Genomic DNA, 20,345 nt, shown 5'->3' on the forward strand with positions numbered 1-20,345 from the left:
TTATGCGTTGCCAGCCCCTAGGAGGAAGTTAGCCTTCACTTAGAACTAGAACCAAACATCCCTTTTAATATAATAACCATCAACCCGATAACTGTAGCAAGAGTTGTGGTTATAAAGGTAATCATAACCGACTCTGGAATTTCTTTGCCATTTTGCAAGAAAGAAGAAATATATAACCAAAAAACCAAGGCTGAAAAAATTGTGAACTTTTCCATAAACGAGAAAGTTTTATCAGCTAAATCTTTTCTCATTTTTGTATTGTTTTTAGTATCATCAATGCCTGCTCTAAGTTCATCGATTTCAGCCTGCATTTTTTGTATCTCTAATTGAAGCTTTAGCTCGGCTACTTCGTCAGATAACTCACTTTCATCTTTTGGCGATGTTTCTTTGAAATCCGCGTTTACATTAATGTCTGAAATCATAGAGATGAAGCTTGTCCTGTCGCTTTGATGTTCTCATAATGTGCGCGGATAACATCGTTTGGCATTACTGCGTTATAGGTAGCATTTCCACAATGGTCATACCAAATCTTATGCCATGGGCTACCTTCTTTATGTGTAAGTTCACGCAGTTGCCAGCCATCGAATTTGCCAAAGTTCTTGTAAGCACCTGCTACAATCTCTTTTTCTTCAGTGGTCAGGTCATCACAAGCGGAGATTTCTTTGTTAAGATCAATGTTACCATTGATATATTTTTTGTATCTGTGATACAAAACAGGGATGACTGGACCATGCTTCCATGCATTAACTTCTTCATCTAGGAGTGGTTTTCCTGTATAGCCAAGAGACAAGCCGTGTGCAGTGTACACAAGCTTTTGAATCTGCATGTTTGTTATGCTTTTTTTGTTTTCTTTAGCTAATCTTAAAAACTCATTAGCTACACTCAACGCTTTAGCCATGCAGCCCCCCTACCTATAAGTAACGCTTGATTCATTGTGAGTGTATAACAGTTTACTGTTGTTTTGTCCAGTAATTTCTTAGGAGGCTAACAACATATGAGCCCTTCTCCGGTCAATAGGCAATAGCCTTCTTTCTGGTTGCACCAGCAGCCAATGCTCTCGATCAACAAAGTCGTCTACTTCGTTTCCCCAAACTAAAGTTATCCAAAGTAGACACCCGAGTGAACAAGTGCCAACTCACTTTTGTGTCCAAAAATCCATTCACACCTTAATCTATTCAAATTGCATGGTTCGAGGGAACAGAAGCAACAAAGCAGTCTGGGAGCGTATAAATTTCTCCCCTCTCGAACTCCACTTACCCGATATACCACACAAAAAAAACGGCGCCTTTTCAGCGCCGTTTCTTATTTAGCCAGCTTCAGGTCAGCGATTACGCTTGGCCTTTTACTTCTTTCAGACCGTTGAAAGGTGCTTTGCCAGCCAGTGCTTCTTCGATGCGGATCAGCTGGTTGTACTTAGCAACACGGTCAGAACGGCTCATAGAACCGGTCTTGATTTGGCCTGCTGCAGTACCTACCGCCAGGTCAGCGATAGTTGCGTCTTCAGTTTCGCCGCTGCGGTGAGAGATAACAGCGGTGTAGCCTGCATCTTTCGCCATCTTGATAGCAGCCAGAGTTTCAGTCAGAGAACCAATCTGGTTGAACTTGATCAAGATAGAGTTAGCAATGCCTTTCTCGATACCTTGCGCCAGGATCTTGGTGTTGGTTACAAACAGGTCGTCACCCACCAGCTGGATTTTGCCGCCCAGCAGTTCTGTCTGGTGCTTGAAGCCGTCCCAGTCAGACTCGTCCAGACCGTCTTCGATAGACACGATTGGGAACTGCTCTACCAGGCCAGCCAGGTAGTGGTTGAACTCTTCAGAGGTGAAGGTTTTGCCTTCGCCTTTCATGTTGTAGATGCCAGCTTCTTTGTCGTAGAACTCAGATGCTGCACAGTCCATTGCCAGAGTGATGTCTTTGCCCAGCTCGTAACCCGCTGCCGCAACAGCTTCTGCAATCACTTCCAGCGCTTCAGCGTTAGATTTCAGGTTAGGCGCGAAACCACCTTCGTCACCCACTGCGGTGTTGTAGCCTTTAGACTTCAGTACTTTTGCCAGGTTGTGGAACACTTCTGAACCCATGCGTACTGCTTCTTTCAGGGTTGCAGCGCCAACTGGCTGGATCATGAATTCTTGGATATCAACGTTGTTGTCTGCGTGCTCACCACCGTTGATGATGTTCATCATTGGCAGAGGCATAGAGAATACGCCTGGCGTACCGTTCAGCTCAGCAATGTGCTCGTAAAGTGGCATGCCTTTCGCAGCCGCTGCTGCTTTTGCGTTTGCCAGAGAAACCGCCAGGATTGCGTTAGCACCGAGTTTAGATTTGTTGTCGGTACCATCCAGGTCAATCATGATCTGGTCGATTTCTGCTTGGTTTTTCGCGTCTTTGCCTTCCAGCGCTGCTGCGATTGGGCCGTTAACCGCTTCAACCGCTTTCAGTACACCTTTACCCAGGAAACGTGCTTTGTCGCCATCACGCAGTTCCAGTGCTTCGCGAGAACCGGTAGATGCACCAGAAGGCGCAGCTGCCATGCCTACGAAACCACCTTCCAGGTGAACTTCCGCTTCTACAGTTGGGTTACCGCGTGAATCGATAATTTCGCGGCCCAGAACTTTAACGATCTTAGACATTGTGTTTCCTCTCGTATGTCATATAGCTTAAGAATGCGAAAAAGCGGCCGCACTACCTTCGCGACCGCTTCCTTTTTTCAGTTACAGCTCACCACGCTGGTATTTACCCGCTGCCGCCACAAAGCCTGCAAACAGCGGATGGCCATCGCGTGGGGTTGAGGTAAATTCAGGGTGGAACTGGCACGCCACAAACCATGGGTGCGCAGGGTTTTCGATAATCTCAACCAGCTTTTTATCCGCAGACAGGCCAGATACTACGAGACCTGCTTTTTCGATCTGCGGGCGCAGTACGTTATTCACTTCATAACGGTGACGGTGACGCTCGTGAATCGTCGCATTACCGTACAGCTCGCGCGCTTTTGTTCCTTCTTTCAGGTGACACAGTTGGGCGCCAAGGCGCATGGTGCCACCCAGATCAGATTTTTCGCTACGCTCTTCAACCTTACCGTCACTGTCGACCCATTCCGTGATCAGGCCAACGACCGGGTACTTACAGTTTTTGTCGAACTCGGTGGAGTTTGCACCTTCCATGCCTGCCACATTGCGCGCGTATTCAATCAGCGCAACCTGCATGCCCAGACAGATGCCAAGGTATGGGATTTTGTTTTCGCGGGCGTATTTTGCCGCCAGGATCTTGCCTTCAACACCGCGGTCACCGAAGCCACCCGGTACCAGAATTGCGTCCAGACCCTGCAGTGCTTCTTCGCCTTTGCTTTCTACGTCTTGTGAATCAATGTATTTGATGTTCACTGTCAGGCGGTTTTTCAGGCCACCGTGTTTCAGTGCTTCGTTCACTGACTTGTAAGCATCTGGCAGTTCGATGTATTTGCCCACCATGCCGATGGTCACTTCACCGGTTGGGTTGGCTTCTTCATAAATAACTTGTTCCCACTCAGACAGGTCTGCTTCTGGCGCTGTGATGCCAAAGCGCTGACAGATCAGGTCATCAAGACCTTGTGAGCGGATCAGTGAAGGGATTTTGTAGATAGAATCTACGTCCTTCATCGAGATAACCGCTTTTTCTGACACGTTACAGAACAGGGCAATCTTCGAGCGCTCATTGGCAGGAATAACGCGGTCGCTACGACAAACCAGAATGTCTGGCTGGATACCGATAGAAAGCAGTTCTTTCACTGAGTGTTGGGTAGGCTTGGTTTTCACCTCACCGGCGGCTGCCAGGTAAGGGACCAACGTCAGGTGCATGAACATCGCGCGCTCACGGCCCAGCTCAACCGCCAGCTGGCGGATCGCTTCCAGGAACGGCAGTGATTCGATATCACCCACGGTGCCACCGATTTCTACGATAGCAACGTCGTGACCTTCGCCACCGGCAAGCACACGTTCTTTGATGGAGTTGGTAATGTGTGGAATCACCTGAATGGTTGCACCCAGGTAGTCACCACGGCGCTCTTTGCGCAGCACGTCAGCGTACACACGGCCAGAGGTGAAGTTATTGCGTTTGGTCATCTTGGTGCGGATGAAACGCTCATAGTGACCCAAATCCAGGTCAGTTTCTGCACCATCTTCCGTAACGAATACCTCACCGTGCTGGGTTGGGCTCATGGTGCCCGGATCCACGTTGATGTAAGGGTCAAGCTTCATGATGGTCACATTAAGACCACGCGCTTCTAAAATTGCTGCCAATGACGCTGCTGCAATACCCTTACCTAGGGAGGATACCACCCCGCCCGTAACAAAAATGTAATTCGTTGTCATGCTAAACCTGAGAGTTGGATTTAGGGGAAATTATTGGAAATCTGGACGGGACGACATGTTACCAGAGCCAGAAACTTCCCACAACGTGAAAACTATCACACGGAATGCCGTTTTTTTTTGTCATAAATCAATTGAGTGATTTACGACGATGTGTTGCCCTCATCACGTTTTACTTCCTGCCACAACATTTCGAGTTCATCTTGATGACTTTCGTGCAAATTTTTACCCTTTTCGCGTAATTTCATTTCAACATTCCGAAAACGTTTTTCGAATTTCAGGTTGGCTTTGCGAAGTGCCCTTTCGGGATTGGTGCCAAGATGCCGTGCCAGGTTGACAACAGCAAACAGCAAATCGCCGATTTCTTCATCCACACGCTGCTGGTCAACATCCACCATCAGCGCCTCTTCCATCACCTCTTCTAGCTCTTCCTGCACTTTTTCAGCAACAGGGCCAACAGAATCCCAGTCAAAGCCAAACCGTGCACACCGTTTTTGCAGTTTGGCTGCCCGCCCCAATGCCGGGAGCGATGTCGGTACATCATCGAGAATGCTGGGTTCAGCATCCGGTTTGGCTTTTGCTGCACGTTCCTGAGCTTTGATACCTTCCCAATCGGCTTTTTCCAGCGGATTGCCCTCGGCATCTTTTTCACCAAACACGTGCGGATGCCTGCGCACCAGCTTGTCGCAGATCGCACCGGCGATGTCTTCAAAGTCGAACAGCCCCTGCTCTTTACCGAGTTGACTATAGAACACAATCTGGAACAGCAGATCGCCCAGCTCGTCGCGCACATCGGCCCATTCCTGGCGCTCAATGGCATCCACGGCTTCAAAAGTTTCTTCGACGGTGTAAGGAATTATGGAATCGAATGTTTGCTTCCTGTCCCACTCACAGCCGTTTTCCGGGTCTCTGAGGGTGGCCATAATTTCCAGCAATTCTTGCATTCGTGACAGTGTTTTCATCTGCTACCTTCGGTTGCCACAACGAAAAAGGGAAAGCCGTGCTTTCCCCTTTGATGATTGTCAGTGAAGCCGCTTGGCTTCATGCACATCCTTGACCTGTTCAAGGCGGGAAATCACCCGGCTCAATACATCAAGGTCGCCCAGTTCCAGATCAAAGTCCATGATCGACAACTGCTGTTTAAAATCGACCCGGCTTTGCATGCCGGAGACTTTCACTTTCTCGTTGGTCAGTACATGGGTGAGATCTTTAATCAAACCGCTGCGCTCTGAGGCCGATACCCGCACCGTGATTTGGTAGCTGCCGATGTAGCCACTGCCCCAGACCGTCTCAATGATACGCTCGGGCGCATGGTGGCGAAGCTCGGCAAGCTGCTCACAATCGGCGCGGTGAACCGAGATACCACGGCCTTGAGTAACATAACCTTCAATATCATCGCCCGGGATAGGCTGACAACAGCGCGCCAGGTGAGTCATCAGGTTATCCACCCCCTCCACTACCACGGCATCACGGCGTGGCCGCTTGGTGGAGGTTGCCGCTTCTGCCTGCGCCAGCTTTTCACGAAGCTGCTGGTCTTCCTGCTCCTTGGTCAGTTTGTTGACCACGGAATTGATGTAGTTGATCACCTGATTAATGCGCAGGTCACCGCTGCCCACACCGGCATAGACTTCATCGAGACTGTTGACGTTAAAGCGCTTCATAGCAAGGGCGGCGTCTTTACTGGCAGCGCCGATTTTCGCCAGCTCGGCATCCATGATTTCCTTGCCCGCCTCAACATTTTTCTCACGCGCCTGCTTGCGGAACCAGGCGTTGATCTTGGCGCGTGCCCGGCCTGACGTGACAAAGCCAAGGCTTGGGTTTAGCCAGTCGCGGGACGGATTGGGCTCTTTCTGGGTGATGATTTCAACCTGATCGCCCATGTTAAGGTGGTAGGTAAACGGCACTATTCGCCCTTCCACCTTGGCACCGATACAGCGGTGACCCACTTCCGAGTGAATGTGGTAGGCAAAATCGAGCGGTGTGGCACCGCTTGGCAAATCCACCACATCCCCTTTTGGGGTGAAGGCGTAAACGCGATCGTCAAACACCTGGCTGCGCAGTTCATCCAGCATTTCGCCGGAATCCGACATTTCTTCCTGCCAGGCCAGCAGCTTCCGCAGCCAGGTAATTTTCTCGTCGTAACCGCTCCGGCCCGCTGATGCCCCTTCTTTATATTTCCAGTGTGCGGCCACACCCAGCTCAGCATCATCGTGCATCTGCTTGGTACGGATTTGGATTTCTACCGTTTTGCCTTCCGGCCCCAGCACCACGGTGTGAATGGACTGATAACCGTTAGGCTTGGGGTTGGCGACATAGTCATCAAACTCTTTCGGCAGGTGACGGTATTTGGTGTGCACAACCCCAAGGGCAGCGTAACAGTCCTGCAATTGGTCAGCAATAATGCGCACGGCACGCACATCAAACAGCTCATCAAACGCCAGCCCTTTTTTCTGCATCTTGCGCCAGATGCTGTAAATATGTTTGGGGCGGCCGTAGACCTGAGCGTTGATGTTGGACGCTTCCATCGCGTTTTGCAGATCGGACACAAAGGCCTCGATATATTGCTCGCGGTCAATGCGTCGCTCCGCCAGTTGTTTGGCGATTTGCTTATAGGTAGTGGCATGCTGGTAACGGAAGGCGTAGTCTTCAATTTCCCACTTCAGCTGGCCAATGCCCAGCCGGTTTGCCAATGGCGCATAAATATTGGCGCACTCTTTGGCCACCGCCTGACGTACCTCATCCGGCTCGTTTTTCACTTCACGCAGGTAGGTGATGCGCTCGGCAAGTTTGATCACCACGCAGCGAAAATCATCCACCATCGACAGCAACATGCGCCGCACATTGTCCACTTGCGCGGCAGTGGCCTGTTCATTGTTGGCATTCAGGTGGCGAATTGCCGCCATTTCCTGAACCCCTGCCACCAGTTTGGCGATATTGCTGCCATAGCGCTCTTGTAACAGCTCAAGGCTGAGCACGCCATCTTCGACCATGGGGAACAGCAGGGCAGCAAGGAGGGTGTCCTTGTCCATACTCAGGGTGACAAGGATTTCAATCATCTCCCGGCCACACCAGAGCGACTGTGCGAGCGTTTGCTCATCCCCCAGTGTCTGGCAATAGTGATAGGCTTCCGTTAAAGCCTGAGACACAACAGCTTCCTGGGCAAGGCCTTCCACCCAGCGTTCAAGCACAAATTCTTTATTGTTGTTTAGGTGCGCGCCACGAATTGCGACCATTTCACTTTCCTGTTTTTCTTATCCTTAAACCGGCCATCGCCATGACAGCCGGATGGGCAACTTACTCTCTGACAAACAGTGCCATCGACTCCAGATGCCCGGTATGAGGGAACATATCCAACATGCCCAGCCGAACCAACTGATACCCGTTTTCGAGCAGTACCTGACTGTCTCGCGCCAGGGTTGCCGGGTTGCAGGACACATACACAACCCGCTCAGCCTCGGATTGTGCCACATAAGGCATCACCTCTAAAGCACCGGCACGTGCGGGGTCGAGCAAAATTTTATTGTACTGCTCTTTTCCCCAGACCGTTCCTGTCACATCAAGTTCCAGGTTGGCATGGTAGAAACGTGCGTTTGCCTGATTATTGCTCAACGCATTCTGCGAGGCACGTGCAACCATCTCTTCCACCCCTTCAATGCCCACCACGGCTTTCACTTTTTCCGCCAGTGGCAAACTGAAGTTACCCAGTCCACAGAACAGATCAAGCACCTTGTCTGATTCATCTAGCGCCAGCCAGTCTAACGCCTGTGCAATCATCTTTTCATTGATGTCAGCATTGACCTGGATAAAATCCTGTGGCTCAAACGCCAGGGTTTGCCCACCGATGGAATAAGCGGGCTGCGGTCCTGTCAGGCGGACAACCTCGCCGTCTTCCTGTTGCAGGTAAAGCACCAGGTTATGCTCTCCGGCAAAGGCTTTGAGTCGGCTGATGTCCTCGTCATGCAACAGCTTGATGGCACGCACCAGCAAAACGCGCCCGGCATCCGAGTCCACCAGCTCGATATGACCAATAATGCGACGACCTCGCAGCCCATCAAGCAGGGAATACACCCCGGGCAGCAAGGCATTCAGTTCGGTGCTGAGCACCGGACAGTCTGTCACCGTCACAATGTCATTCGTGCTGCGCTGGCGGAATCCCATTTCCAGCTCACCCTGTTTGCTGACTTTCACACTGAGGCGGGCGCGGCGACGATACGCCAGCGGCTTAGAAATAACTGGGGCATCCTGCGCCAGATCAGCCGACGCAAATTTCTTCATCAACTGTGAAAGGGTGGCTTGCTTGGCCTCGATTTGCGCTTCATGGCTCAGATGCTGGAGGTTACAGCCTCCACATACGCCATAATGCCGACAGAAGGGTTTGATGCGCTCAGCACTGGCTTTCACCACTTTGATCAGGCGCGCGCGGGCAAACTGGCGTTTGTCTTCGGTCAGTTGCACCACCACCTCTTCGCCCGGCAAGGCACCGGCGACAAACACCGGCTTCTTACCATCAAATGCCACACCGTCCCCCTGATGGTCGAGACGCACTACTGAGAAGGCTTTATGTTTGGTATCGAGAGTTTTTTTCTTCTGTGGCTTAAAAAAACGCGCCATGGCTCTTGGTTCCAGCTTTCTGCGCAAACCGGTATGGTGGTTTGCGCATAGATTCGAATATTGGCGGCCAGCCAGTTGTGATAACCTGCTGAATTCTCGCCGTCAGCTTTGGTGTCGATGCGCACCTCTGTTTAGAATGGTTCTTAGGTACGCCGCAAAAATGACGGCAATTCTCCCACAGAATAGACAGCATGACCAAATACGGACTTCGCGCCAGAGTAATCACCCTGACACTCGCCCCGACGCTTATCATCGGCATCTTACTGAGCGCCTATTTTATCAAAAACCGCTATCAGGAGCTGGAGCAACAGCTTGCCGTTGCCGGTCAGGCGATCATTGAACCACTGGCTATTGCCAGCGAAATCGGCCTTGCCAATGAAAGCCGGGAGAATGTGCAGCGCCTGATTGGGCACACCCATCGCCAGCACTCCCAGTACATTCGCAGCATTGCGGTCTTTTCCAGCCAGAATAAGCTGTTTGTTACCTCCAACTATCACCGAAACCTGGACATACTCTCCGTGCCCCGGGGACAGCCCTTGCCAGACCGGCTGGACATTATCCACCTGAAGGACGCCATTTTGCTGCGCGCCCCCATCCGTGCTATCACCGATTCTAACAATGCACAGGTGCAGGATAAGCCCATAGGTTACATCGCCATGGAAATGGACATTTCCTCGGTCAAACTCAAGCAATACCGGGAAATTATTTCTGCTGGTGTGGTGCTGGTTTTAGGGCTTATCCTTTCCTGTTTCTTTGCCTACCGCCTGCTGCAGGATGTGGAAATGCCGATCAAGCAGATGATAAGCATGATTGACAGGATCCGCCGTGGACACCTTGATGTCCGGATTGAAGGCAAATTACTCGGTGAGCTCGATACGTTGAAAAACGGCATCAACGCGATGGCCATTTCGCTGTCGGAATATCACCTGGAAATGCAGCAAAGCATCGATCAGGCAACGTCAGATTTGCGTGAAACACTCGAGCAGCTCGAGATCCAGAACGTTGAGCTGGATATCGCCAAGAAAAACGCCCAGGAAGCGGCGCGGGTAAAATCGGAATTCCTCGCCAACATGTCACACGAGCTGCGAACTCCGCTCAATGGTGTCATTGGCTTTACCCGCCAGATGCTGAAAACCCAGCTTTCCAGCAGTCAGCAGGATTACCTGCAAACGATTGAAAAATCTGCCAATAACCTGCTGACCATCATCAACGACATTCTCGATTTCTCAAAACTTGAAGCGGGCAAGCTGCTGCTTGAAAACATTCCGTTTGATTTTGAGGATTCGCTGGATGAAGTGATGCGCCTGCTGGCCCCCATGGCGCATGAAAAAGGGCTGGAACTCAACCTTCGCATCGACCCACGTATTCCTGCCGGGGTGATTGGCGACCCGCTTCGCATCCAGCAAGTGCTCACTAACCTGATTGGTAACGCCACCAAATTCACGGAACGGGGTCACATCAATGTCAGTGTTGAGCTCAAGCAGCAACGGGACGAACGGCTGGAATTGCAATTCGTGATCCGTGATACCGGTATTGGAATTTCCGAGCGCCAGCAATCGCAACTGTTCCAGGCATTCCGTCAGGCCGACACCAGCATCAGCCGACGCTATGGCGGGACAGGCTTAGGGCTGGTGATCACCCAGAAGCTGGTGCAGCAAATGGGTGGGGATATCGGTTTCAGCAGCCGGCTTCATCAAGGGTCGACGTTCTGGTTCACCATGACCCTGATTAAAACCGACCTACCACTGGTACAGCCGATAGATGCAGAAGGGCTGAAAGGCCAGAGTCTGTTGCTGATTGAACCCAACGCAGAAAGCCGCCACATGATGCGCGACCGTCTTTCTCACCTCAGTATCGACATTGTCGATTACGCCGAGCTGCCCGACAATGCACCGTTCACGTCCTGCGCCCTGATCTGTGTCGATGCCGCCGAGGTACCGACGGCTGACACTCTTGCCGCCATGGCCAAGCAGGCTGAATCATTCACCGATAAAGTGATTTTCTGTCTCCCTACGACCGAACTTGCCCTGTCGGAGTCCTTGCTGTCTTCCGGTGTCGCTGCCTGCCTTGCCAAACCGTTATCGGTGCGCAAGCTGATTGAACAATTACAGGGGCAACGGCACTCACTCGCTCCTCTGCCACCTGCCGTAGAAACCCAGACAGATAAAGTGCCCATTTCGGTGATGGCTGTGGATGATAACCCAGCCAACCTGAAGCTTATCACTGCCCTGCTCAAAGAACGGGTTACCCATGTGGTGACAGCGTCAGACGGAAAACAAGCGGTCGAACAGGCACAAACCCAGAAGTTTGATCTCATCTTGATGGATATCCAGATGCCGGAAATGGACGGCGTCACCGCCTGCCATGAGATCCGTCAAACGCCGATGAATCACCTGACGCCGGTGGTAGCGGTTACCGCCCATGCTATGAGCGGAGAACGTGAGCGCTTACTCAATGAAGGCATGGATGATTACCTGACCAAGCCGATTGAGGAACATATTCTTGAGCAAGTCTTACATCACTGGACTCATCCACACACTGGCGAAGCCCAGCCTAACTCCCCCCTTATCACCCCGAACAAACTGGGGGAATCACTCAGTATTGATTGGTCACTGGCGATGAAGCAGGCGTCGGGCAAGGAAGACCTGGCCAGAGAAATGCTACAGATGTTGGTACGTTCTTTCGATGAAGTGGAAGAGAAGGTCAACCTCGCCCTCAAAGAGAGCGATGTGAACCTTGGCCCGGCAATCCACAAGCTCCACGGCAGCTGCGCCTACAGTGGTGTGCCACGGCTCAAAAGCCTCTGCCATGAACTGGAAACCCAGCTAAAACGCGGGGCCACTGTTGAAGAGATTGAGCCGGAACTGTTTGAGCTGTTGGATGAAATGCAAAACATTCGGGACCAGTCACCGCATTATCTGGAGGATAACTCCTGAACCTAAAGACAAAACGCCCGCACACGGGGCGTTTTGGTCATGGTGTACAGGCTAACAGGACTCGAGCAGTACCGTCGCTACCGCGTAGCGTTTCTCATCGGCAAGGGTGAGAAAAATATTTTGCACCCCACGTTCGTCCGCGAGCTTTCGCGCGACGCCGGAAAATTCGACGACAGGCTTCCCCAACTCGTCATTGGTCACTTCAAAGTCATGGAAAGTGACGCCACAGGCGATACCGGTGCCTAACGCTTTTGACGCGGCTTCTTTGACCGCAAAACGCTTGGCCAGAAAACGGGCCGGGAAATTGGAGCTGGAATAGGTAACCAGCTCCTTTTCGGTCAGGACACGTCTGGCAAACGCATCCCCGGTGCGCGCAATGACCTTCTCAAGGCGCGCAATTTCAACGATGTCAGTCCCAAGGCCCACCACCGCCATCAGCGACGTGCTTCCAGCATCAGGGCTTTCATGTCCGCCACGGCTTTATGCAGGCCATCAAATACCGCGCGGCCAATAATCGCATGACCAATGTTCAGCTCATAAATCTCAGGGATTGCCGCAATCGGTTTCACGTTGTGATAAGTCAGGCCGTGGCCTGCGTTCACTTTGATGCCCAGATCTGCCGCATAACTCGCGCCTGCGGCAATTTTCTTCAGCTCTGCCTGCATCTCTTCGTCGGTCGAGGCTTCCGCATAACGGCCGGTGTGCAGTTCGATAAACGGGGCACCACAGGCTTTCGCCGCATCAATCTGGGCGCGGTCTGCATCGATAAACAGGGATACTTTGATACCGGCAGCGGTCAGGGTTTCGGTGGCAGCTTTCACTTTCTCAAGCTGGCCTGCCACATCCAGGCCACCTTCTGTCGTGAGTTCTTCACGCTTTTCAGGCACCAGACAGACATACGCCGGTTTTACCTCGAGTGCGATGTTCACCATCTCGTCGGTCACCGCCATCTCCAGATTCATACGGGTCTGGATGGTCTCTTTCAACAGGTAAACATCGCGGTCTTTAATGTGGCGACGGTCTTCACGCAAGTGAATGGTAATACCATCTGCACCGGCACGCTCTGCAATCTCTGCGGCGTGGACAGGATCAGGATATTGGGTGCCACGCGCATTACGGACGGTCGCAACGTGGTCAATATTAACGCCCAGGTAAAGGGTATTCATTGCGTTGATTTCCTTGTTCTTAACAAAAATAGCTCACGGCTTTTCAGCGGTTTAGGGCCAAGATAAGGCTTAAGGGCCAGCCGTGTAAAGCGCTTGGCGGCCTTTAGCTGTTCTGCCGTCGAGAATTGCCGGGTTGCCAGCGCCTTCAGGTCGCTGCCCGTAAACATAAGCGTATTGCTTTTCATCAGCGAGGCAACAAACCCCTGCTGCTCACGGAAGATATACGTCATGGTTTCATCAACGGGCTCACCGCTGCCGGCACAGTGGAGAAAATCCACTCCATAGCCGAGTGAGTCGAGCAAGGCAAGCTCAAACCGACGCAGGGCAGGTTCAGGATTGCGGTGCTGGGCGAGCTCCGTCAAGGCGGTGACATAATCATAGAAAAGCTGATGATACGCGGTTTCCGGCTCGACAACCCGGCTCAGGATCTCATTGAGATAAAAGCCCGAAAACAGGGCATTGCCAGAAAGGGGAATTGCAAGCCCCATGGCTTCGGCATGGCGAAGAGTATGCATTTCGCCGCGGCCAGACCATTTCATTAACAGCGGGGTGAAGGGCTGAAGCGCCCCTTTCAGGGGAGAACGTTTACCACGGGCGCCTTTTGCCATCAGGCTGACGCGCCCGTGATTTTCGCTGAATACATCCAGGATCAGGCTGGTCTCACTGTAGGGTCGTGAGTGCAGAACAAAGCAGCGCTGCAAGCCTTCCATAGTGCTCCTGGATTTTCTCTGGTGGTGTGGCGGTTACAGGTCGTCGATGTAACCGAGGCTGCGCAGTGCGCGCTCGTCATCCGCCCAACCGGATTTCACTTTCACCCAAAGCTCAAGGTACACCTTGCGCTCAAACAGCTCTTCCATATCAAGGCGGGCTTCACGGCCAATGGTTTTGATTTTATCGCCACCTTTGCCGATCACCATACGTTTCTGGCCGTTACGCTCAACCAGGATCAGGCCATTGATTTCAAAGCCATCCGTTTCCGGGTTGTAGTCAAAGCGCTCGATTTCCACGGTCACGGAGTAAGGCAGTTCGTCGCCGGTAAAACGCATCAATTTTTCACGGATAATTTCCGAGGCCATAAAGCGCTGTGAGCGGTCAGTCACGTACTCTTCCGGGAAATACCACTCGCCTTCCGGCAGGTGTTTACGCACCAGTTTTTCTACCACATCGATATTGGTACCGTGCTTCGCCGATACCGGCACGACATCGATAAAGTCCATTTTCTGGCTGATTTCCTGCAAGTGCGGGAACAACTCGCCTTTTTCTTTGACGTTATCGACTTTGTTGACCAACAACACTGTGGGCAGCTGGGCTTTTTTCAGCTTGTTCAGCACCATTTCATCGTCTTGCGTCCAGTGGGTACCGTCCACCAGAAACAATACCAGCTCAACGTCGGTCAGGGAGCTGGATGCAGCACGGTTCATCAGTCGGTTGATGGTGCGCTTTTCTTCAATGTGAAGCCCCGGCGTATCCACATACACGGCCTGATAACCGTCACGGGTATCTACCCCCATGATGCGGTGACGGGTCGTTTGCGGTTTACGCGAGGTAATAGACAGCTTCTGCCCAACCAGACGGTTGAGCAGGGTTGATTTGCCGACGTTGGGGCGGCCTACGATGGCAATAAAGCCACAGTGGCGTGTTTGCGGTGTATCTGTCATGAGTCCAGCTTTTGTAATGCCAATTCCGCAGCCGCTTGTTCTGCCTTGCGACGACTGCTGCCTTTACCTACTACAGGCCGATCCAGTCCTGCCACTTCACATTCCACCGTAAATTGCTGGTTATGCGCTTCACCTTGTACCTTGGTTACATTATAGGCAGGCAATGGCTTACGACGCCCTTGCAGGAATTCCTGCAACCGTGTTTTCGGATCCTTCTGGTTCGCGCCCGGCTGAATGGTTTCCAGACGTTGTTTGTACCAGTTCAATACAATTCCACGTACCGTTTCCAGAGAGCTGTCGAGGTAAATGGCACCGATGATCGCCTCTACGGCGTCTGCCAGGATGGAGTCGCGGCGGAAACCACCACTTTTCAACTCTCCTGGTCCCAGTTGCAATACATCACCCAGTTCAAACTCGCGGCCTAGTTCAGCCAGCGTGTTACCGCGAACCAGCGTTGCACGCATACGGCTCATATCACCTTCATCAACGTTCGGGAAACGATGGTAGAGATCGTCAGCAACAACGAAACTCAAAATAGAATCGCCCAAGAACTCCAAGCGCTCATTGTGGTTTCCACTGGCGCTTCGGTGTGTCAGGGCGAGACTGAGAAGCGTCGTATCGTTAAATGTATAACCGATACGACGCTGTAATCTATTCATTGGTGTTGTCATGTTGTTCCAAGTTAATCAATGCCGCCGATGCGGTTGAAGCGCACCCCGACAGGTACCCAAGACGGCAGGAAGCTGTCGCCTTGCTCATCAAATTCAAAACTGATCCAGATACCGACAGCTTTACCTACCAGGTTCGCTTCCGGCACAAAGCCCCAGAAGCGGCTGTCTTTACTGTTGTCGCGGTTATCGCCCATCACGAAATACTGGCCTTCCGGCACCACCCACTCACCCAGACCCGGCGTTGGATAATACTGCCCGGTTTGGTTTGGTATGAAAGGATTCACTAGGATTTGATGCGGCTCAGCGCCAAGGTTTTCCTGCGCCTGAACCAGATTAACGCCACGCTGGACAAATTCACTCTTGTGAACATCGTCGACCGGCACCAGCTCACAGCTAGACTCACCTTGCTTTTGAACACAAAGGCGCTTGTCTTCGTTGTAGCGTACCGTATCGCCCGGCAGGCCGATAACACGCTTGATAAAGTCAATATTGGGCTGTGGCGGGTATTTGAACACCACCACATCACCGCGTTCCGGTTTTCCGGTTTCCACCAACTGATGGCGGAACACCGGATCTTTCAGGCCGTAGGCAAACTTCTCTACCAGAATGAAGTCGCCCACCAGCAATGTCGGCATCATGGAGCCAGAAGGGATCTGAAACGGCTCATAAACAAAAGAGCGCAATACCAGAACAAGGCTAATCACGGGGAACACAGAAGCGGACGTTTCCACCCAGTTTGGTTGAGGAGCAACCTGTGCCACCTGCTCCGCACTCAGCTCGCCGCTGTCCATGTTTAGCGCCTCAGCCGCTTTTTGCTGGCGGCGAGGCGCCCACTTGAACTTATCCAGTACCCAGATAATCCCGGTAAACAGGGTGACAAGCACCAGAATCAGCGAGAAAGTATTAGCCATCGTGTACCCCTAAACCTCTATTCCCTTTGTTACATCACCTTCGCTTTCGTAACGCTCAGGTTATTTATCTTTGCCTACGTGCAGAATCGCCAGGAACGCTTCTTGTGGCAGCTCGACGTTACCGATCTGCTTCATGCGTTTCTTACCTTCTTTTTGTTTCTGCAGCAGTTTTTTCTTACGGCTTACGTCACCACCGTAACACTTCGCCGTCACGTTCTTACGCAACTGTTTTACGGTAGAACGCGCAATAATGTGGTTACCGATAGCTGCCTGAATCGCGATGTCGAATTGCTGGCGGGGAATGAACTCTTTCATTTTCTCAACCAGATCACGGCCACGGCTTTGTGCCTGATCTTTATGGGTGATGATGGCCAGCGCATCCACGTTATCGCCGTTCAGTAGCACATCTACACGCACCATCTTCGACACTTCATAACGCTGGAAATTGTAATCCAGCGACGCATAACCACGTGAGGTGGATTTCAGGCGATCGAAGAAGTCCAGTACCACTTCGGCCATTGGGATGTCATACGTCAGGGCCACCTGGTTACCGTGGTAAATCATGTCGACCTGTGTACCACGTTTCTCAATACACAGGGTGATCACGTTACCCAGATATTCGGATGGCACCAGAATATTACAGCGTGCAATCGGCTCACCAATGTGCTCAATGTCGTTCACCGCTGGCAGTTTTGCCGGGCTGTCTACATACAGTACGTCACCATTGGTTTTCTTCACTTCGTACACCACCGTCGGTGCAGTGGTGATCAGGTCCAGGTCGTATTCACGCTCCAGACGTTCCTGGATAATTTCCATGTGCAGCATGCCAAGGAAACCACAACGGAAACCAAAGCCCAGCGCCGCTGAGTTTTCCGGCTCATAGAACAGGGATGCATCGTTCAGGCTCAGTTTACCCAGCGCATCACGGAAAGCTTCGTAATCGTCTGACGATACCGGGAACAGGCCCGCATAAACCTGTGGCTTCACTTTTTTAAAGCCAGGCAATGGCGCGTCTGCACCGTGTTTTGCGTGGGTCAGGGTATCACCGACCGGTGCACCCAGGATGTCTTTGATACCACAGACAACCCAGCCCACTTCACCGGTACGCAGCCCCTGGGTATCGGTTTGTTTAGGTGTAAAGATACCGATGCGATCAACGCCCCACACCTGACCGGTGCTCATGACCTTGATCTTGTCACCTTTCTTCAACTCACCGTTTTTAATACGTACCAGAGACACAACGCCCAGGTAGTTGTCGAACCATGAGTCAATAATCAGTGCCTGCAATGGCGCTGCGGGATCGCCTTCCGGTGGTGGAATGTTCTTAACAATGTCTTCCAGAACCAGATCAACACCGAGGCCAGTTTTTGCTGAGCAGCGGGTTGCTTCGGTGGCATCGATGCCGACAATGTCTTCAATCTCTTCTGCTACGCGATCCGGGTCTGCGGCGGGCAAGTCGATCTTGTTCAGGATTGGCACCACTTCCAAGTCCATTTCAATCGCGGTGTAGCAGTTTGCCAGTGTCTGAGCTTCAACACCCTGACCCGCGTCCACCACCAGCAAAGCACCCTCACACGCCGCCAAGGAGCGCGATACCTCGTAAGAGAAGTCAACGTGTCCCGGAGTGTCGATGAAGTTCAACTGATAGGTTTCCCCATCCTTTGCTGTGTAATTCAGCGTCACACTTTGTGCTTTGATGGTGATACCACGTTCGCGTTCCAGATCCATGGAGTCCAGAACCTGTGCTGCCATTTCACGATCGGTTAAACCGCCACAAACCTGAATCAGACGGTCTGAAAGGGTCGATTTACCGTGGTCAATGTGGGCAATAATCGAAAAGTTACGAATGTGCTTCATAAATGGTGTGACTAACTCGTTAATGAAAATTAAAGATCGTACGATCAAGTGGCGGGATTCTACCGAAATAAATGGCTAGTCGCTATCCTCTGTTGCGGCATTTATCAGCGTGGCAGTATTCATCGCATTGCCAAGGACACGTAACAGTTTGGGCGTAGTCCCAATTTCTTGTTCCAGCTTTCGCGAGAAACAGCGTGCAACAACGACACCCAACACACCCGCAAGTAAGGAAGACAGGATAATAACGCCCTCTCCTGCTGCCATTAAATCTGCGAGGATCTGTCCCAAAAACGCACCGGATACCGCAAATACCAAAGGCAGGATATACACCACAACGGCCGACTTGAGTATCGTTTGTTCTTCAAGGCCAATTTCCACCAGTGTACCGGCGGCGATCGCTTTTTCACTCGGCACCCGGATATCCATTACCTTGCCCGGTAAGGCATTGCTGACAATTCCGGTGCCACAGGTGTTTTTAGACGCACAGCTGCCACAACTGGTTTTTTGCTGGCAGCGTACTGTCAGATACCCATCGCCGCTACCGGTCACTTCAGCCAGTGCGGTGATCATGGTGCCTGTTTCCCCTTAGTCTTGTTCGGTGCTGTCATCCGGACTGATTCCGCCACACGCTTTGCCGTTGCCGGAGGAATATCACCAACAACCGTAATTTCTGCATTGCCGGAAACCTGGCTGTGCAGTGTACGACGCCCTTTTCTCACCAACTGCTCCCGTACAGAGAAGTCATCGGCTTCAGAAAGGTAAACAGAGAAACTGAACAGACCATCACTGAACATTTGGCTTTCAACCGGGCGTTTCGTGATCATCAAGCGATGGCGGTTGCTGTAAATCGGCGAAAAGCCGTCCGGCAAGGCGGTGACTTGCCAGTTCAACCCCAGATCCTGTTGCTTGGGCACCTGCACCACAGGTGGCAGTTCAATCGATGACATCTGCTTCATCATCTCGCCAACTTGTGACGAGATCACCAACGAAAGTGCGCGATACTGTTCAATCGGCTCGCCATCACGGTCCAGCAGATCCGAACGAACCAACAGCTTGGTATTCTGGTCTATCCAGAGCACGTAGGAATAACGAGTCCCATCTTTCGGAGACACACGCACAACATCACACGCCAGCCCCGCTTCCCGGGCACGGCCAAGCGGCACAAAATCATACAAGGTCGCAAGGTGTTCAATGTCAGACTGCATGATGGCCGGCAGTGGTGCCACCATCTGGTTGCTTTCAATCGTGAAAGGATCGATCCCCGGCTCGAAGTAACTCACTTCATCCCCCCGACGGATCACTTCACGGGGAGGGCCTGCCAGATAAGCAATGTGTCCAAACGATTTATCGTCAATCCGTGCATGACGAAAGCGAAGGGGCTCAATACTGTTCTTGCGAACCAGAATATAGGAGAGTTCGTAATCCAGTTGTTCGGTTGCCTGGTCCATCTGATGCAACAATGCCTCGGCGGGATTTCCTTCCGTCGAGGCATTCGCTACCAGACTGACCAGTGCACAGGCACCGATCAGAAGATGTTTCATCAATCTTGTTTGCTCACTTCTGGTGATAGCTTCTCGTCTCGTTCCATCATTTCATCAGCATTGAGGCGAAGCTGCAACTCATAGTCCTGGAACATGGCATTCACACGACGTCGCTGTTCCATTAACTTCGCTTCAGTCGGATCACCCTGAAGCGACTCCCGACTCAGGCTCACTGGCTCAGCAGAGCCAGACAGAGGAATGGTCTGCAATACGGGAGGCTGAGAACCTGCCAATACCGGATCCGCCTGCTCACCACCATTATACTGCTGCACACCGACAATCACGGCCAATGATACCGCTGCCGCCATGCCCACCTGAGTAAGTTGTTGCAGCCAGGATGGCAGTCCTTTTCTCGCCACATGTGGCGTTGGCTGGGACGCCTGCATTGGCACCACATTGGGTATAGATTGCGGGCCATGCGCTGGCTCGTCTTCAAGCGCTAATGCAACACGGGAGGCAATATCCCAGCCTGTATGACTTGGCGCATCTCCACGCATCACATCCCGGGTGACGGCAAAGCTTTTCCATGCTTGCTGCGCAGACTGATCGTTTTCCAGCACATCAATCAGCGCCTGATCAATCTCATCACCATCGAAGAGAGCGGAAAGGTTTTCTTTTTCAGCCATTTATTTCACCGTAATCAACAGATAA

18 protein-coding genes are annotated in these 20,345 nt (G+C 51.9%); 1 reads left to right on the forward strand and 17 read right to left on the reverse strand.

The window, feature by feature from the left end; all coding sequences use genetic code 11:
- Positions 1 to 35: 35 nt before the first annotated feature.
- From VHA_RS03580 to rlmD, 7 genes are all read right to left on the reverse strand, one after another.
- Positions 36 to 422 (reverse strand): hypothetical protein, encoded by a 387-nt coding sequence (locus VHA_RS03580; protein ID WP_040528152.1) that lies wholly within the window; start codon positions 420 to 422, stop codon positions 36 to 38.
- Positions 419 to 898, reverse strand: a complete 480-nt coding sequence (locus VHA_RS03585; protein WP_040528154.1) for a Panacea domain-containing protein — start codon at positions 896 to 898, stop codon at positions 419 to 421. The genes VHA_RS03580 and VHA_RS03585 overlap by 4 nt, the downstream gene beginning before the upstream one ends.
- A gap of 430 nt (positions 899 to 1,328) precedes the next feature.
- Complete coding sequence (gene eno, locus VHA_RS03590; protein WP_005501903.1) at positions 1,329 to 2,630, reverse strand: phosphopyruvate hydratase; 1,302 nt, start codon at positions 2,628 to 2,630, stop codon at positions 1,329 to 1,331.
- Between the two features lie 81 nt (positions 2,631 to 2,711).
- Complete coding sequence (gene pyrG, locus VHA_RS03595; protein ID WP_005501905.1) at positions 2,712 to 4,346, reverse strand: CTP synthase; 1,635 nt, start codon at positions 4,344 to 4,346, stop codon at positions 2,712 to 2,714.
- A gap of 140 nt (positions 4,347 to 4,486) precedes the next feature.
- On the reverse strand, positions 4,487 to 5,305 hold the full coding sequence (mazG, locus tag VHA_RS03600) for a nucleoside triphosphate pyrophosphohydrolase (protein ID WP_005501906.1): 819 nt from the start codon (positions 5,303 to 5,305) through the stop codon (positions 4,487 to 4,489).
- A gap of 60 nt (positions 5,306 to 5,365) precedes the next feature.
- Positions 5,366 to 7,576, reverse strand: a complete 2,211-nt coding sequence (gene relA / locus VHA_RS03605; protein ID WP_005501908.1) for a GTP diphosphokinase — start codon at positions 7,574 to 7,576, stop codon at positions 5,366 to 5,368.
- A gap of 61 nt (positions 7,577 to 7,637) precedes the next feature.
- Positions 7,638 to 8,954: a 23S rRNA (uracil(1939)-C(5))-methyltransferase RlmD gene (gene rlmD / locus VHA_RS03610; protein WP_005501910.1), complete on the reverse strand. Its 1,317-nt coding sequence runs from the start codon at positions 8,952 to 8,954 to the stop codon at positions 7,638 to 7,640.
- A gap of 191 nt (positions 8,955 to 9,145) precedes the next feature.
- Here rlmD and barA point away from each other — a divergent pair, with 191 nt between their 5' ends.
- Positions 9,146 to 11,890 carry a two-component sensor histidine kinase BarA gene (gene barA / locus VHA_RS03615; protein WP_005501912.1) on the forward strand — a complete coding sequence of 915 codons (2,745 nt, stop codon included), beginning with the start codon at positions 9,146 to 9,148 and terminating at the stop codon, positions 11,888 to 11,890.
- A gap of 51 nt (positions 11,891 to 11,941) precedes the next feature.
- On the opposite strand, the gene acpS is transcribed toward barA, so the two are convergent.
- From acpS to VHA_RS03665, 10 genes are all read right to left on the reverse strand, one after another.
- The gene (gene acpS, locus VHA_RS03620) at positions 11,942 to 12,325 is read right to left on the reverse strand and encodes a holo-ACP synthase (protein WP_005501913.1); all 384 of its coding nucleotides are present in this window, start codon (positions 12,323 to 12,325) and stop codon (positions 11,942 to 11,944) included.
- Entirely contained in the window at positions 12,325 to 13,056 is a 732-nt protein-coding gene (gene pdxJ, locus VHA_RS03625) for a pyridoxine 5'-phosphate synthase (protein WP_005501914.1), read from the reverse strand. Before pdxJ ends, acpS begins: the two co-directional genes overlap by 1 nt.
- The gene (gene recO / locus VHA_RS03630; protein WP_005501915.1) at positions 13,053 to 13,766 is read right to left on the reverse strand and encodes a DNA repair protein RecO; all 714 of its coding nucleotides are present in this window, start codon (positions 13,764 to 13,766) and stop codon (positions 13,053 to 13,055) included. Before recO ends, pdxJ begins: the two co-directional genes overlap by 4 nt.
- 33 nt (positions 13,767 to 13,799) lie before the next feature.
- On the reverse strand, positions 13,800 to 14,714 hold the full coding sequence (gene era, locus VHA_RS03635) for a GTPase Era (protein WP_005501918.1): 915 nt from the start codon (positions 14,712 to 14,714) through the stop codon (positions 13,800 to 13,802).
- Positions 14,711 to 15,385, reverse strand: coding sequence for a ribonuclease III (gene rnc / locus VHA_RS03640; RefSeq protein ID WP_005501919.1), 675 nt, complete (start codon positions 15,383 to 15,385; stop codon positions 14,711 to 14,713). Before rnc ends, era begins: the two co-directional genes overlap by 4 nt.
- Before the next feature lie 11 nt (positions 15,386 to 15,396).
- On the reverse strand, positions 15,397 to 16,296 hold the full coding sequence (lepB, locus tag VHA_RS03645) for a signal peptidase I (RefSeq protein ID WP_005501922.1): 900 nt from the start codon (positions 16,294 to 16,296) through the stop codon (positions 15,397 to 15,399).
- 60 nt (positions 16,297 to 16,356) lie between these two features.
- Entirely contained in the window at positions 16,357 to 18,153 is a 1,797-nt protein-coding gene (gene lepA / locus VHA_RS03650) for a translation elongation factor 4 (protein WP_005501923.1), read from the reverse strand.
- Positions 18,154 to 18,228: 75 nt separating this feature from the next.
- Positions 18,229 to 18,723 (reverse strand): SoxR reducing system RseC family protein, encoded by a 495-nt coding sequence (locus VHA_RS03655; RefSeq protein WP_005501924.1) that lies wholly within the window; start codon positions 18,721 to 18,723, stop codon positions 18,229 to 18,231.
- Positions 18,720 to 19,694: a sigma-E factor regulatory protein RseB gene (gene rseB / locus VHA_RS03660; protein WP_005501925.1), complete on the reverse strand. Its 975-nt coding sequence runs from the start codon at positions 19,692 to 19,694 to the stop codon at positions 18,720 to 18,722. The genes VHA_RS03655 and rseB overlap by 4 nt, the downstream gene beginning before the upstream one ends.
- Positions 19,694 to 20,320 carry an RseA family anti-sigma factor gene (locus tag VHA_RS03665; RefSeq protein ID WP_005501926.1) on the reverse strand — a complete coding sequence of 209 codons (627 nt, stop codon included), beginning with the start codon at positions 20,318 to 20,320 and terminating at the stop codon, positions 19,694 to 19,696. The genes rseB and VHA_RS03665 overlap by 1 nt, the downstream gene beginning before the upstream one ends.
- Positions 20,321 to 20,345 lie beyond the last annotated feature (25 nt).

This window comes from Grimontia hollisae CIP 101886 (assembly GCF_000176515.1).
Classification (GTDB): Bacteria; Pseudomonadota; Gammaproteobacteria; order Enterobacterales; family Vibrionaceae; genus Enterovibrio; species Enterovibrio hollisae.